Here is a 12,216-nt window from a genome sequence, read left to right as displayed (position 1 = left end):
GGGCCTGACGGCTAGTGTCTGATGTCTGAAGTCAAGGTCAACGGCAGCGCTTGCTGCGACCGGAACGGTCGCGCCGCTTTCACCGTGCCGGCGATAAAGCTACCGGCACTCTGATGGCGCCACGCCGTTCCGTCGTGTCGGGTGTGTTCATTCTCATCCCTTCCCCTGGTGAGTCATCTCTCGTCCGTTCCCCGGCGAAGGGCTGGTCGTAGCACCGCCGTGTCGTCACCCAAGGGGTAAATAAACTCCGCCAAAAACTTTTTGCCAGGGACCGCAAAAACTTTTTGTCTCCGCCCCTTGTTCTCCTCCTTACGACGTTGCTCCTTTGCCCTTTGCCGCCAGGGAACTCACCGAGAGATGGATTAACCACCAGACCAGAGGAAAAGCAGAATGAACACACAGAACGTCAACGTCAAAACCGCCACCAAAGAATCTACCGAAAGATGGGTTGAAAACCTTCTGGCCAACGCGATTAGCGAGCAAAAGAGCCTCCTTATGTATCTGGCGGAGCTTAAAAACAAGCGCCTGAGAGAAAGCGAAAGAAGTGAACTGGTATGGGGAACGTTGATGCGTATGGCTGATAACGTCCTGGGGGCGGGAGTGGTTGACTGGCACGCGGACGTTCTGCAGGTGCATTTCGGCGTTGCTCAACCGTGGCTGCAGTCCCGGAAACTCGTTGAGCTTCTTTATGGTGATACCGGTAAGGAAGCGTGGAATGACGCACGCAAATACATTGCTGACTCAATGCGTGCTGAACCCCATATGCCATGAGTCTGCTTTTTTTACCCAACATCTGGCGGTCCGGGGGCCGCCGGTGATCCACATAAGGAGAGACGTATGAACTTACACCTGACCGAATCCTCAGCCCATCCGGGAATGCTGGCTACAGCAGAATCAGAGCGCGAATACTGGCTGAGCCGGCAGAAAGCAGCGGTTAAAGCCCCCTCAGAAATCGACGTTCACACGTTCCATGACGCGCTGGGCCTGATGTACCCGCTCAACTGGTCAACAAGTGAGAACGGCGAGTGGGAAACGTTCATGCTGCAGGAGATGGTCTGCGGTGACGTGACAGAGATATATGCCCGCTACGGAGCCAGATATTTCCGGCTGCGGGATGTGTGCAACCTGAGCCATGCGCAGATCACAACGCGCATTAAGGAGGAATTTAACCTGTTCCGGAAATGAAAAAAGCAGGGAAAACCCTGCTTTGCCCATGCCGTAAAAGTCGCTGTAACGATTTTTACGGCTGTTCAAATTAACTAAGAGGTACATATGAACCTATCTATTCTTTCACCTTCCACTGAGGCTGTAAAGCCCCGCCGTCATCAGCGCAACCTGCGGGACGACATCGCCGCACAGGAGATTGACCCAGCGCTGAAGGCTTTCGGGCGGCATATTGTCCGGAGCGTTCGCAAGGGGCGCGGCGTCCATATCCCCGCGATGAACAACACCGCCTTCGGGCAGGTGCTCCGCACGCCTGAACTCAAACGCGCATTTAACTAACAGGTGAGCCGCTCCGAAAGGGGCGGCAACAGCGGAGATAATGCTATGCCACAGCTGAGTTTTGCCGATGTGTTCAATCTGGCCAGAGATACTGCGGATAACAGCCCTGTCATTCAGGCAGGGCAGCAGATCGCGGAAACGGTGCCCACGGTTCATCGTATGATGAGCGAGCAGTACAGCCGGGGCCGTTTTATCCGCGTATTTAAGGATACGGGCCGCCATCTGGGGCGCTGGGAAGTGTTCAGTGATTTTCTGTCGCTTGCCGCCAGCGAGCTGGATATGGCCCGGATACGAACGCCGGAGAGCATGGAGCACTGCCGGAAAATCTGCGCCCGGTACGAGGCCACCGACATCGCGAACATGCAGGAAATGTTCTGCCTGATGGTGTGTGCGCTGGAGGCGAAATTTCATGATTTCCTCGGCGCGATTTTTATGGAGCTTGAGCTGGGTGATAACTTTCGCGGGCAGTATTTTACCCCGTATTCCGTGCAGTGTCTGATGGCGCGAATGCTGATGCCAGGCGTCAGAGACACTATCCGCCGGGAAGGGATTGCCACCGTCAGCGATCCGGCGTGTGGGGCCGCAGGGATGCTGATCGCCTATGCAGAGTGCCTGCTTGAAGCGGATATTAACCCCACCATGCACATGTTCGGCAGCTGCATTGACATCGATCCGGTGGCGGCAGATATGGCATTCATCCAGCTGTCACTGCTGGGGATAGCAGCGGAAGTGGTGACGGGCAACACGCTCACGATGCAGATCCGGCGGGTCAGGTATACCCCGGTTTTCTACCTCAATGACTTTGAAAAACGACTGGCAGATCTGCGCCGGTTCAGGGCTATGCGGGACTTTATGCGCGGAATACAGGAGGCCGCGTAAATAACCGGAAGGGCAGGGGATAACCTGCCCGACTGCGCTGAAAGGCCGCAGCGCCTGTGGCGCTGAATAATACCGGCTGCGCTACGCGCCGCCCGTATTACTCCGGCGCGGTATTATCTCATCAATATTCTTTATTCATCTCTGTTACATCGCTTCCGCTATTCTGCTGTGTATCTCTTCCGCTATTTATCTCTGATGAAAGATTAAATAAATACTGACCCGGGCGTCGTCCCTGTCGGGACACGGCTGTCGTGAACAGAGCCAGCAAGCTGTCTCTGCCCTGTCGGGCTTCCATCCTGACGCAAATTCAAAATCTCGCTTGCTGCATCCTTATCAGGATGCGCCGCTCTCACCGTGGCGATAAATACCCGCCACTCCAGGGCCTGAACGTGAATCCGATAAACACCGGATTGACGTTCAGGGTTGTGCGCATTCTCACTCCAGCTCGATATCGCCCGACTTCATCTTTCGCGGAGGGCTGCTTTTAGCATCAGCCGTGGAGGAAATAAAGGGGTATATAAACGCCGCGCGCCCCCTTATTTCCTCCCCGTCGGCTGCAAATTGCCCTTCGCCGCTCAGTGATGAAGTCGAACGATTTAATAAACCGCGAAGGAGAAAATCAGTATGCGCACAATGAAAGTCAACACCGCCACTCGTGAATCAGACGAACAGTTTAAAACAGATAAATATCTGCGCAGTGCCGTAACCAATGGTAAAGCTCGCCTGGATTTTATCCCGGAGCTCTTTTTACGCCGTTAGCCGATACTATGGCCGCGAACTGGTTACGCCAGCATTCTGAATACGACGGCGGTTCCTGGTCTTACTGGGTTATTCCACAGGGTGTCGGCGGGAATATTGCACCCAACAGCATCCAGTTCATTACCACGCAGACCGGATATATCGCACCTGAAGGTGAGCAGCGTTACAGGATGTGCATCCCGGGAAATTATTTTGAAGGTGAGGTCAGCGCTGATGCAGCAGGCATTATTGCCACGCTGATGATTATGAACAGGTTGTCCTGGCACGTGGCTGAAATGGGGCCGCAATATGACCAGATCTGCAGGCGTCTGGTTTCACGGCAGGATGCACTGAAGGATTATATCAGCATTATTCATCATCCCGAACGGCATTTAATATGGCGGGCAATTGATTAATCACTTCCCTGTTCTGAAGACCTCATGAATGAGGTCTTCATTTTGTTGTTAAAGATGACTGGCCGGCATTTTTATTTTTCTTGATAGCGAGGTAGATGGCCTCAATCTTCCTGGCGTACTCCAGTCGTCGCATGGCCTGCCTGTCCGTTCTCCGGAACCCGGCGTTGTAGGCGCCGACTGCCTCCCAGCTGACTCCCCATTTTTTAAAAGCCAGTGCCAGATAATAAGCACCGGTGTAAATATTCAGACAGGCATCAGTCAGAAGGTGTCCCGGTTTAATACCGTACTGCGACAGTTCACCCTGGTGTTGCGAGTCGATCTGCATCAGTCCGGCACCGTAGCCAGCTCCCGGGTTTTTCCCGATGGCATTCACCTTCCATTTAGACTCCTGCCATGAAATAGCCCGCAGCAGATCGGGATCTATTCGATAGTCCCGTCCTGCCATATCAAAACAATCCGCAGACCAGGCAGGCATGGAAATTAAAAGCAGGGTGGCTAATACCAGTTGTTTTCTCAAAAGACTCCCTCCGGGTCGATTCCTGCAAATACGTTAACCCAGACCAGAACCAGACTCAACAGATATGCACTCCTCACCACAAAATCACCACACCCCACGCAAAATTAAAATTTTGCAGATTGCTATTTGGAAACAGTGAGTTATGAAATAAATAATGTGCAGTACATTTATTTAATGTGTTAATGCGAATCGGCTATGAATCTATATAGATTCACTAACGAATTGCATGAGATTCAGTAGAGACTATTTTTTTGTAAAACATTTATTTACAAGTGCCATGAATCTATATTAGATTCGTGGCTAAAAGGATAGTGATTCGTGAAGTGAATCTTCATTTCTATCATAGTGACTCTAATTGTGAATCGCGCAACATGCGTAGTTTTAGCTCTTAGGGTTTTATGGATTATACGAGATTATAATTGTGAGGGACTATGGCTAAGATTCAGGTTTATGTAAATGACAATGTTGCTGAAAAAATTAATGCGATAGCAGTTCAGCGTCGTGCTGAAGGTGCGAAAGAGAAAGATATAAGCTATTCAAGTATTGCATCTATGTTGCTTGAGCTTGGTTTGCGTGTCTATGAAGCCCAGATGGAACGTAAAGAATCCGGATTTAATCAGATGGCATTCAATAGAGCACTGCTAGAAAGCATGGTTAAAACTCAGTTTACTGTAAATAAGGTGCTGGGGATCGAGTGTCTAAGTCCTCATGTTAATGGCAATCCAAAGTGGGAATGGTCAGGGTTAATAGAGAACATACGGGACGATGTTAGTGCGGTGATGGAGAAGTTCTTTCCGAATGAAAGTGAGATTGAGGATGAATAGCGTAAGATTTTACGTAATATAAATGTAATCATTGGTTGGGCTGGCTTATTTATTGTAGAATGAATTATTGTTCTTCTTATTGGTGAATATTTGGAAGAATGATCTAAGCTAATCAGATGACATCCTTTTCAATGGGATTTATAATTTAGGTGTAATTGAAAATTTGAGAATCATTGGTGTAGAGAGTCGAACCCTCTCTACACCAACTATCCATAGAAACCTTCTAAGGAGGAACCTATGTGTGCGATGGATCGTAGTAGTGATGACAGCTTAAGTCAATCGGTTAGGGATGCTCTTCTTCACATAAAGGGGTTGTATAACATCTCACCTGTCTCTGTTTGCGTAAGAAACCAACAACGTGATGTACTATATTCCAACACATCATTTGAACAAATGTATGACTTTTTTAAAACAGAATGTGTAGCAGGTAGTTTTTCTGGAACGTTTTATGAATTGGAGTTGATGTTTTCCCAATTAGAACTTGATTGCATGGTGCTAGGTAAAGGCTGTGTTTTAAGTAAAATTTTTTCGTGTGGAAAATCGAATTTTCAAATTCGGATTGAGTGTATCAGTCTTTTGGATGATGATTTTTATTTTTTTTGGCAAATAAATCTTCTGATAACGGTTCCATTACCCAGCCGGAAAATGGAGGTTATCAAATCAAAAGGTAATTCAGATTTTGATGAGGCTATTTCAAAGATAAGTGATTTGAATATAATTCCTCTTTCATTTTATGTTCTTGGCTTTAGCTATTTGGATATATCAAGTTATATCTGTGTGTCTGAAAAAATTGTGAAAAAAAGAATCGATCGTTCGAAAGAGAAAGTACTGGAGATCTATCCTTCTTTTGGCTCATTTATAACGGATTGTTACAAGACCAGAAAAATATATTTTTTCATTGAGAATGTTTACGAACACATAATGTTAATGAGGTGTTAAATAAATTGGGGCTATTTAGCCCCTTTATTTCCTGTGTCTTTCTGTGTAATTATTTGTCTATAAAATCTCGAATCGGAGAAGTTGTGTGTCAAAGCGTTATACCAGCACTGGAAATAAGAATATTGTTTCCGTTTACCTTGATGATGACACTCATGCACTTTTAGTTAGCGCAAAGAACCGTAGTGGCAGAACGAAGTCAACGGAAGTGGCGATGCGCCTTAAAGATCATCTAAGACGCTTCCCCAATTATATTTTTTCTGAACAGAGCGAGGAGGAAGGAAGGTAAAGATATAAAAATTAAGGTTTAGATGTGATTTTCTACTAACGTATACATTCTCTTTAAAGGAAATAAATATGAATGCTGTATTAAGTGTTCAGAGCTCTGCTGTCTCTGAAGAAACCAAACCGTCTTTTCTGTCCCGCGTTTTCAATAAAAAGAAAGCCCTGAAAGTCGCTAAAGTTGCGCTGCCGGTTGCTGCTGTGGCGGCGTTCTTCCCGGATGCTGCGATGGCCACCACCACGGCAACCGACCTGATGAAGTCCGGGGATGCGACCGTTAAAGGCACGTTTGGTAAGTCTTCCAGCGTCGTCAAATGGGTGGTTCTGGCAGAAGTTGTCGCCGGCGGCATCATGTACATGATGACCAAAAACGTGAAGTTCCTGTTCGGCTTCGCGATTATTTCCACCTTTATCACCATCGGTATGTCGGTCGCCGGTTACTGACAGGAAACGCGTGATGACGGGAGACGAATTAAAGCGATACCGTTTCCCGGAAACACTGACTAACCAGTCCCGCTGGTTTGGCTTATATCTCGATGAACTTATCCCGGCCGTGATTTGTCTCGGCTGGGGTTTCTGGACCAGCAAGTTCATTTTTGGTATGGCTGCAGCGGCACTGGTTTTCTGGGGTATCAAGAAACTGAAAAAAGGGCGGGGCAGTTCCTGGCTACGCGACCTGATTTACTGGTATCTGCCAACCTCCCTTCTTAAAGGTTTCTTTCATGATGTTCCGGACTCCTGTTTCCGGCAGTGGATTAAATAAATAAACGGGGAAATAACATATGGAACATGGTGCCAGACAAAATACCACCCGCGTTATCGCTGTGGGATTTATCAGTCTGGGGACACTCCTGACCCTCAGTCTTGCGACCAATATTATCCAGGGCATAAATAATTACCGTCTCCAGACGGAACAGAAAGTGGCAGTGACACCGATGTTATTCAGTGCCCCCTTTGCGGTGTCTCAGAACCAGGCTGACGCCTCTTATATTGAGCAGCTGGGCATGTCCTTTGTTGCCTTGCGTCTGAATGTCACCCCGGAAACGGTTGATGCTCAGCATCAGCAGCTACTCCGGTATGTATTACCCGCCTCGCAGAACAGCCTCAAGGTCCAGCTGGCTGAAGATGCGAAACGCATTAAAGACAATAACGTTAATGCCACCTTTTATATGACGTCGATCCGTGCCTGGCCGGCAGAGAACCGCGTGGATATCCGGGGTGAGCTGAAAACGTGGATTGGGGATTCCAAACCCTACAGTGAAATTAAAAGCTATGTCATTCAGTTCAGTCGTGTCGATGGTGTCAGCTGGCTGGCGCGTTTTGGAGAAATAAATAATGAAAAAAATTAACCCGTTATTTATTTCAGGCTGTCTGCTGTTGGTCGCCCCCGCGATGTCCGCGACCCTCAGCGGTACGCTGGCGCCGACAGTGGTCCCCCTGACCAATGGCGGTCAGGCAAATATTGCCGTGAGTAACACCGATCCGAATCTGTTCACAGTACCTGGCGATCGCATCACGGCGATAAACAGCCTGGACGGTGGCCTGACAAACCAGGAGCAGACCGACAGCGGCGGCGCCATTCTGGCGACCGTCAGTAAAAAACCATTCACCTTCATTGTGGAAACCGAACGCGGGCTGAACTTCTCCATTCGTGCCGTGCCCCGTGCAGGCTCAGGCCGGACAATTCAGCTGGTCAGCGAGCTGGCGGGGACACCCGGTCCGGCAAAAGCCTGGGAAGAGTCGAACCCCTATGAATCGTTACTGGTTTCGCTGAATCGCGCCGTGCGCCAGGGCAGCGTACCCGATGAGTATCAGTCTGTCCCCGTCACTTCTGAAGTGCTGCAGGTGCCGGCTGGTCTGCGCGCCACTGCCGACAGGGTCTGGGTCGGTCATCACCTGAAAGTTGTCCGTTACAGTCTGGACAATGTCTCCCTGTCGCCCCGTATGGTGCGTGAAAGCGATTTCTGGCAGCCCGGAACACGTGCCGTCATGTTCAGTACCCCGGCGGGCTTGCTGACCGCCGGTGGTCGCATGCAGATCTGGGTCACGACGTCAGATGAAGGAGTGAAGCGCTGATGGCCAACTTCAACACGCTGATCAAACGTAAGCAATATATCTGGCTGGGACTCATTCTGGCGGGCGGCGCAGCAGCAGTCGGAGGCGGGCTGTATCTGTCAGATCTGAACATGAGCTCTGATGAGGAAGCCCCGGCTCAGGGCGAACCCGCGCCGGATATGACCGGGGTGGTCGACAGCAGCTTCAACAGTAAGGTGGAGCAGCACGCGACCACCGAAATGCAGGCGACTGCCGCTGATCTCAACAAGCGTTTTGACTCCCTGCAGGGGGAAGTGGACCTGCTGAGTAAGGCGCGAACCGCTGACCAGATACGTATCGACAAGCTCAGCAGTGACAATGAAGCCATGCAGAATCAGCTGAAGGCGCTGGGCGTGAAACCGGCTGTCTCTGGTGGCGAGCCCGCGCCGACTCCTCCGTCACCGCCACCCGGGCCGGAAGGTGAGCCGCAGCCAGCCAGTTATCCGCCGCAGACCGGCGCCGCGGTACCGCCTCCGACGGCATTCTATCCGGGGAATGGTATGACACCGCCGCCGCAGGTCAGCTACCAGTCTGTGCCGGTACCAAACCAGATACAGCGTAAAACGTTCAGTTACGACAAAGGAAAGAACGCGAAGTCATTGCCGTACATTCCGTCGGGGAGCTTTGCAAAAAGCATGCTTATCGAGGGGGCAGATGCCAACGCGTCTGTTACCGGGAATGAATCCACTGTACCGATGCAGCTGCGTATCACCGGTCGCGTGGAAATGCCAAACAGCAAAACCTACGACCTGACAGGGTGTTTTGTGGGGCTCGAAGCCTGGGGGGACGTCTCCAGTGAGCGCGCCATCGTTCGTACCCGGAATATCAGTTGCATCAAAGGCGACAAAACCATCGACCAGCCGATAGCCGGGCATGTGTCCTTTATGGGCAAGAACGGCGTGAAAGGTGAAGTGGTGATGCGCAACGGCAAAATCCTCGGCTGGGCATGGGGCGCCGGTTTTGTTGACGGGATTGGTCAGGGCATGGAACGGGCTTCACAGCCGGCAGTTGGCCTGGGGGCAACCGCATCTGTTGGCGCCGGTGATGTTCTGAAAATGGGCGTCGGCGGTGGTGCATCTAAAGCTGCGCAGACGCTGAGCGAGTACTACATCAAAAGGGCCGAGCAGTATCACCCGGTCATTCCGATTGGTGCCGGCAATGAAGTAACCGTGGTCTTTCAGGATGGTTTTCAGCTGAAAACCATTGAGGAACTGGAAGCGGAAAAGAACGGGCAACAGCAGGCTCAGAATCAGGAGGCGGAGCCAGCACCGCAGGCTGATGCACATCATCAGTCAGGCGGCGGTATGAACGGATTCAATACTGACGAGATGCTGAAGAAGCTGGGCAAACTTGATCCGCGGGAGTTCTCTCCGGGCGCAGCGCCGCAGGGGGAAAATAATGGCTAAGTCTCTCATTACTGCTGTTCTGTCAGCACTGCGCTGGGCTCACTGGCTGGTTAAGTGTGCGGTGGTCTATCCGCTGGCCATGATGATGTTACTGGTTGTTCTGGTATTCCGGACGGGACCGTACACGTTCGGCCAGACGCTGGTGAAAACCGTAGAGTCTGTGCAGCAGGAGGGATATGTCATTCAGGACTGCACCGGGCCGAAAGAACTCAATGGTGATGCGGTGAACGCACCACTGCCTCCGGTTTTACAGGAAGACTGCACCACCGTCAGTACGGATGCGGCAGGGTATGCAGCATATATCGACCAGAGCTATACGCATAATATTCTCTGGCTCTGGCTGCTTATGTCTGTGGTGTTTACCGGGATGGCTGTGGTTTTCCGTAGGACTCCTGTCCGCAGGGGATTTCTCGGGTGAAGGATGTCAGGGGGGGGGCCTGCGTAATGAACAGGAAGCAGGAGAAAAAGGAGCCTAAGCCTGTACCTCAATCTGCAAATTATTTAGACCCCAAAATTTATGAGGAGCTTGTAAGGGCTGCTAATAATCTTGCAGAAGCAGTATTCAGGAAGACTGACTGGAAATTGATTTTTAAAAAATAAACAGATTACGGGTGAATATATGAAGGAATTAATGCTGTTAATTCCTCTGGGCAGCGCTTTGCTCTTAACCGGGTGTGCGGGCACAGAGACCGAATTTCAATGTAATGCCACGACGTCGGATACCTGTATGACGATGGAGCAGGCAAATGAAAAAGCGAAGCTTAAAGAGGAACGCAGTGACGCAAAGCCGGCTGCGGCCGGGTTGCCACAACTGGCTGAGGGTAATTTCAGAACCACGTCAGTTAATTCGTACCCGTTGCCGCCTCAACCTAACCTGAACCGGGCCAGAGTGGCAGCGGAGAAAGATCGAGCACGGGCAGTGTACCTAAATAATCCAACGGCAAAGAATGAGGCAGCATATTTCGAAACCGAGAAAAGGAGCCAGTCTTTGCCGGTAGTGAAAATGTCTTTACCAGTTGTGGCGTCAACGTTTACGTCGCCATCAACGCTGCCAGGTAATTATCCCCGGCCATTAAGAAAAGGGGAGGAGACAACGTCATTGTGGATAGCGCCGTATGTGGATGCAGATGATGTATATCACCAGCCAGCAACGGTTCTTTTTGTCGTAAAACCATCGGCGTGGGGACAACCTCGCCTTAATTGATTTACGGCGCCATTACTGGCGCTGCAGTAGGTTTTCATTTCTGAATTATAACGAGTGCCCTCTGCGTTGAAAGGGATGGGCGGTAGCGTGTGAAATGAACCTCGATAACGAATAATGAAAGGATTTGAAAAATGACTGACTCAATGAAATATCTATGGCTGCTTTTGCGCGAAGATTCGTCATATATTTTTATGTTGATGTTGATTGTTGGCACTGCCGTAGTTATGTCTTTCTTTATACAGAGGTTGTTTGTGTCATGGTTGGGGTAAGACAATCATTCTGATAATGTGTATTGTCGTCGCGATAACAGAAGTGTTTGCCTTTCTTGAGCCTGAGTCAACATACAAACAGATTCAAACCAGAAAACAGGATGTCATCTATACGCTGAAAAACTGCAGAATCTCCGCATTTGAAGCGCAGCAGGCAGGGTTTCTGGCTAAAGCGAAAGATGGCTGGTCTTGTCCGGATGGCGTAACACGGTATATGGATGTGAGATACAGGGATAAGGCAGAGGTTAATAAACTTAGCACGGAGGGTAAGTAACGTGATGGATGAATTATTCAAATGGCTGCTTGCTTTTGTATTTTCAGTATATCTCTTGCTGTTTGTATTCAGTAATGACCCTGTACCAGAAGCGCTCGCACACCACTGGACTCATGACTGCCGCTTGCTGGAGAAGAATATTGATAAAGGTTTATTGTCTCCCACGCAAAACCGGCTTCAGTGTGGTGATGTTATTGAAAATGTCAGTGCAGATGAGTATGAACAGGCGATAAGCGGGAATAAGCCGGTTACCTTACAGGAGTTAATCGAAGAGATATTCATTCGTTAGTATATAAACAGAGGCAATAAAGTATGCATGCCTTTATTTTTCTGGTGCTGATGACGCCGAGTAGTGGCGGTGGGATTTGGAATGTTTCTCCCATGCCTAATACAGATGTCTGCATAAAAATGCTACGGATACTCGAAGCACGTGGAGGCAGAGGTTACGGAAGTAATACGGGAGAGTGCATTGAAATTAAAACCCGCGAGCCTTTGAATAGCGTGATGGAAACATTGAATGAGGGTGGGTAAATGGCTGAATACCAGTTAAGTTTTGATGGGTTTGTACGACTTTTTTTTGCAATGGCAATCATTATCTGTGGTTACGGCTATGTAATTATTGGTGTTTTTGTAAGAGATACGCTTGCCTGTATTTTAATGTTGTTTGGGCTTACAGGTCTCAGTGCTTTATTTTCTTTCATGGTGTTCATGGATAAACACATGTGGGCCGGTTCTCCTGATTTGACGCTGTCAGTAATAACGGGATTTTTTACAGCCACAGTCATATTTTATATGTTTTATGTCTTGATTTATTTCTTTGAACGGATGGGGGCAGGTGAATAGTAAGACCGATGGTCAGTATTAACAATCTCAC

Annotated in this window: 18 protein-coding genes and 3 pseudogenes; 20 read left to right on the top strand and 1 reads right to left on the bottom strand. The window is 49.4% G+C overall.

Annotated elements, in window-relative coordinates:
- The first annotated feature begins 390 nt into the window (after window positions 1-390).
- The 5 genes and pseudogenes from HMPREF3142_RS22690 to HMPREF3142_RS22670 all read left to right on the top strand — a co-directional run bounded on the left by HMPREF3142_RS22690 (window position 391) and on the right by HMPREF3142_RS22670 (window position 3,536).
- Entirely contained in the window at window positions 391-771 is a 381-nt protein-coding gene (locus HMPREF3142_RS22690; protein WP_038990973.1) for a hypothetical protein, read from the top strand.
- Window positions 772-837: 66 nt separating this feature from the next.
- The gene (locus tag HMPREF3142_RS22685; RefSeq protein ID WP_023292162.1) at window positions 838-1,185 is read left to right on the top strand and encodes a hypothetical protein; all 348 of its coding nucleotides are present in this window, start codon (window positions 838-840) and stop codon (window positions 1,183-1,185) included.
- A gap of 87 nt (window positions 1,186-1,272) precedes the next feature.
- Window positions 1,273-1,503, top strand: a complete 231-nt coding sequence (locus HMPREF3142_RS22680; RefSeq protein WP_070612680.1) for a CCDC81 family HU domain 1-containing protein — start codon at window positions 1,273-1,275, stop codon at window positions 1,501-1,503.
- A 45-nt stretch (window positions 1,504-1,548) separates the two neighbouring features.
- Entirely contained in the window at window positions 1,549-2,382 is an 834-nt protein-coding gene (locus tag HMPREF3142_RS22675) for an N-6 DNA methylase (RefSeq protein WP_070612678.1), read from the top strand.
- 624 nt (window positions 2,383-3,006) lie between these two features.
- Window positions 3,007-3,536: pseudogene (locus tag HMPREF3142_RS22670) on the top strand (antirestriction protein).
- A 37-nt stretch (window positions 3,537-3,573) separates the two neighbouring features.
- Here HMPREF3142_RS22670 and HMPREF3142_RS22665 read toward each other — a convergent pair.
- Window positions 3,574-4,011 (bottom strand): transglycosylase SLT domain-containing protein, encoded by a 438-nt coding sequence (locus tag HMPREF3142_RS22665; protein ID WP_015632492.1) that lies wholly within the window; start codon window positions 4,009-4,011, stop codon window positions 3,574-3,576.
- 473 nt (window positions 4,012-4,484) lie between these two features.
- On the opposite strand from HMPREF3142_RS22665, the gene traM reads away from it, so the two are divergent.
- The 15 genes and pseudogenes from traM to HMPREF3142_RS22595 all read left to right on the top strand — a co-directional run bounded on the left by traM (window position 4,485) and on the right by HMPREF3142_RS22595 (window position 12,185).
- Window positions 4,485-4,877, top strand: coding sequence for a conjugal transfer relaxosome DNA-binding protein TraM (traM, locus tag HMPREF3142_RS22660; RefSeq protein ID WP_020805752.1), 393 nt, complete (start codon window positions 4,485-4,487; stop codon window positions 4,875-4,877).
- 237 nt (window positions 4,878-5,114) lie between these two features.
- On the top strand, window positions 5,115-5,816 hold the full coding sequence (locus HMPREF3142_RS30010) for a hypothetical protein (RefSeq protein ID WP_224794191.1): 702 nt from the start codon (window positions 5,115-5,117) through the stop codon (window positions 5,814-5,816).
- An 85-nt stretch (window positions 5,817-5,901) separates the two neighbouring features.
- Entirely contained in the window at window positions 5,902-6,102 is a 201-nt protein-coding gene (locus HMPREF3142_RS28585; protein WP_004194116.1) for a TraY domain-containing protein, read from the top strand.
- Window positions 6,103-6,170: 68 nt separating this feature from the next.
- Window positions 6,171-6,539: a type IV conjugative transfer system pilin TraA gene (gene traA, locus HMPREF3142_RS22650; protein WP_070612676.1), complete on the top strand. Its 369-nt coding sequence runs from the start codon at window positions 6,171-6,173 to the stop codon at window positions 6,537-6,539.
- Window positions 6,540-6,552: 13 nt separating this feature from the next.
- Window positions 6,553-6,858, top strand: a complete 306-nt coding sequence (gene traL / locus HMPREF3142_RS22645; protein ID WP_004178059.1) for a type IV conjugative transfer system protein TraL — start codon at window positions 6,553-6,555, stop codon at window positions 6,856-6,858.
- Window positions 6,859-6,877: 19 nt separating this feature from the next.
- The gene (traE, locus tag HMPREF3142_RS22640) at window positions 6,878-7,444 is read left to right on the top strand and encodes a type IV conjugative transfer system protein TraE (RefSeq protein ID WP_020804842.1); all 567 of its coding nucleotides are present in this window, start codon (window positions 6,878-6,880) and stop codon (window positions 7,442-7,444) included.
- On the top strand, window positions 7,431-8,171 hold the full coding sequence (traK, locus tag HMPREF3142_RS22635) for a type-F conjugative transfer system secretin TraK (RefSeq protein WP_060598874.1): 741 nt from the start codon (window positions 7,431-7,433) through the stop codon (window positions 8,169-8,171). The genes traE and traK overlap by 14 nt, the downstream gene beginning before the upstream one ends.
- Window positions 8,171-9,595, top strand: coding sequence for an F-type conjugal transfer pilus assembly protein TraB (gene traB, locus HMPREF3142_RS22630; protein ID WP_070612674.1), 1,425 nt, complete (start codon window positions 8,171-8,173; stop codon window positions 9,593-9,595). Before traK ends, traB begins: the two co-directional genes overlap by 1 nt.
- Window positions 9,588-10,007 (top strand): annotated as a pseudogene (gene traP, locus HMPREF3142_RS22625) (conjugal transfer pilus-stabilizing protein TraP); the annotation flags it as partial. The gene traB and the pseudogene traP, both read left to right, overlap by 8 nt.
- Window positions 10,008-10,039: 32 nt before the next feature.
- Window positions 10,040-10,195 (top strand): hypothetical protein, encoded by a 156-nt coding sequence (locus HMPREF3142_RS29590; RefSeq protein WP_153650536.1) that lies wholly within the window; start codon window positions 10,040-10,042, stop codon window positions 10,193-10,195.
- Window positions 10,196-10,214: 19 nt separating this feature from the next.
- Window positions 10,215-10,799: a type IV conjugative transfer system lipoprotein TraV gene (traV, locus tag HMPREF3142_RS22615; RefSeq protein ID WP_070612671.1), complete on the top strand. Its 585-nt coding sequence runs from the start codon at window positions 10,215-10,217 to the stop codon at window positions 10,797-10,799.
- Between the two features lie 131 nt (window positions 10,800-10,930).
- Window positions 10,931-11,342: pseudogene (locus HMPREF3142_RS29155) on the top strand (hypothetical protein).
- A 4-nt stretch (window positions 11,343-11,346) separates the two neighbouring features.
- Complete coding sequence (locus HMPREF3142_RS22605; RefSeq protein WP_070612685.1) at window positions 11,347-11,631, top strand: hypothetical protein; 285 nt, start codon at window positions 11,347-11,349, stop codon at window positions 11,629-11,631.
- A 23-nt stretch (window positions 11,632-11,654) separates the two neighbouring features.
- Window positions 11,655-11,873 (top strand): hypothetical protein, encoded by a 219-nt coding sequence (locus HMPREF3142_RS22600; RefSeq protein ID WP_070612668.1) that lies wholly within the window; start codon window positions 11,655-11,657, stop codon window positions 11,871-11,873.
- Window positions 11,874-12,185: a hypothetical protein gene (locus tag HMPREF3142_RS22595; RefSeq protein WP_042939118.1), complete on the top strand. Its 312-nt coding sequence runs from the start codon at window positions 11,874-11,876 to the stop codon at window positions 12,183-12,185.
- The last annotated feature ends 31 nt before the right edge of the window (window positions 12,186-12,216 follow it).

Source organism: Klebsiella sp. HMSC16C06 (genome assembly GCF_001808325.1).
Classification (GTDB): Bacteria; Pseudomonadota; Gammaproteobacteria; order Enterobacterales; family Enterobacteriaceae; genus Klebsiella; species Klebsiella variicola.
The sequence above is the reverse complement of the archived record's forward strand: the minus strand, read 5'-3'. Positions and strand labels throughout refer to the sequence as shown.

Bases quoted from the DNA above. Each gene is read 5' to 3' on its own strand.
- HMPREF3142_RS22600 (WP_070612668.1), top strand. From the start codon at position 11,655: ATGCATGCCTTTATTTTTCTGGTGCTGATGACGCCGAGTAGTGGCGGT.
- HMPREF3142_RS22605 (WP_070612685.1), top strand. From the start codon at position 11,347: ATGGATGAATTATTCAAATGGCTGCTTGCTTTTGTATTTTCAGTATAT.
- traB (WP_070612674.1), top strand. From the start codon at position 8,171: ATGGCCAACTTCAACACGCTGATCAAACGTAAGCAATATATCTGGCTG.
- traV (WP_070612671.1), top strand. From the start codon at position 10,215: ATGAAGGAATTAATGCTGTTAATTCCTCTGGGCAGCGCTTTGCTCTTA.
- HMPREF3142_RS22595 (WP_042939118.1), top strand. From the start codon at position 11,874: ATGGCTGAATACCAGTTAAGTTTTGATGGGTTTGTACGACTTTTTTTT.
- HMPREF3142_RS22675 (WP_070612678.1), top strand. From the start codon at position 1,549: ATGCCACAGCTGAGTTTTGCCGATGTGTTCAATCTGGCCAGAGATACT.
- HMPREF3142_RS22685 (WP_023292162.1), top strand. From the start codon at position 838: ATGAACTTACACCTGACCGAATCCTCAGCCCATCCGGGAATGCTGGCT.
- HMPREF3142_RS22690 (WP_038990973.1), top strand. From the start codon at position 391: ATGAACACACAGAACGTCAACGTCAAAACCGCCACCAAAGAATCTACC.
- HMPREF3142_RS22665 (WP_015632492.1), bottom strand. From the start codon at position 4,011: ATGCCTGCCTGGTCTGCGGATTGTTTTGATATGGCAGGACGGGACTAT.
- traM (WP_020805752.1), top strand. From the start codon at position 4,485: ATGGCTAAGATTCAGGTTTATGTAAATGACAATGTTGCTGAAAAAATT.
- HMPREF3142_RS29590 (WP_153650536.1), top strand. From the start codon at position 10,040: ATGAACAGGAAGCAGGAGAAAAAGGAGCCTAAGCCTGTACCTCAATCT.
- traK (WP_060598874.1), top strand. From the start codon at position 7,431: ATGAAAAAAATTAACCCGTTATTTATTTCAGGCTGTCTGCTGTTGGTC.
- HMPREF3142_RS30010 (WP_224794191.1), top strand. From the start codon at position 5,115: ATGTGTGCGATGGATCGTAGTAGTGATGACAGCTTAAGTCAATCGGTT.
- traE (WP_020804842.1), top strand. From the start codon at position 6,878: ATGGAACATGGTGCCAGACAAAATACCACCCGCGTTATCGCTGTGGGA.
- traL (WP_004178059.1), top strand. From the start codon at position 6,553: ATGACGGGAGACGAATTAAAGCGATACCGTTTCCCGGAAACACTGACT.
- HMPREF3142_RS22680 (WP_070612680.1), top strand. From the start codon at position 1,273: ATGAACCTATCTATTCTTTCACCTTCCACTGAGGCTGTAAAGCCCCGC.
- traA (WP_070612676.1), top strand. From the start codon at position 6,171: ATGAATGCTGTATTAAGTGTTCAGAGCTCTGCTGTCTCTGAAGAAACC.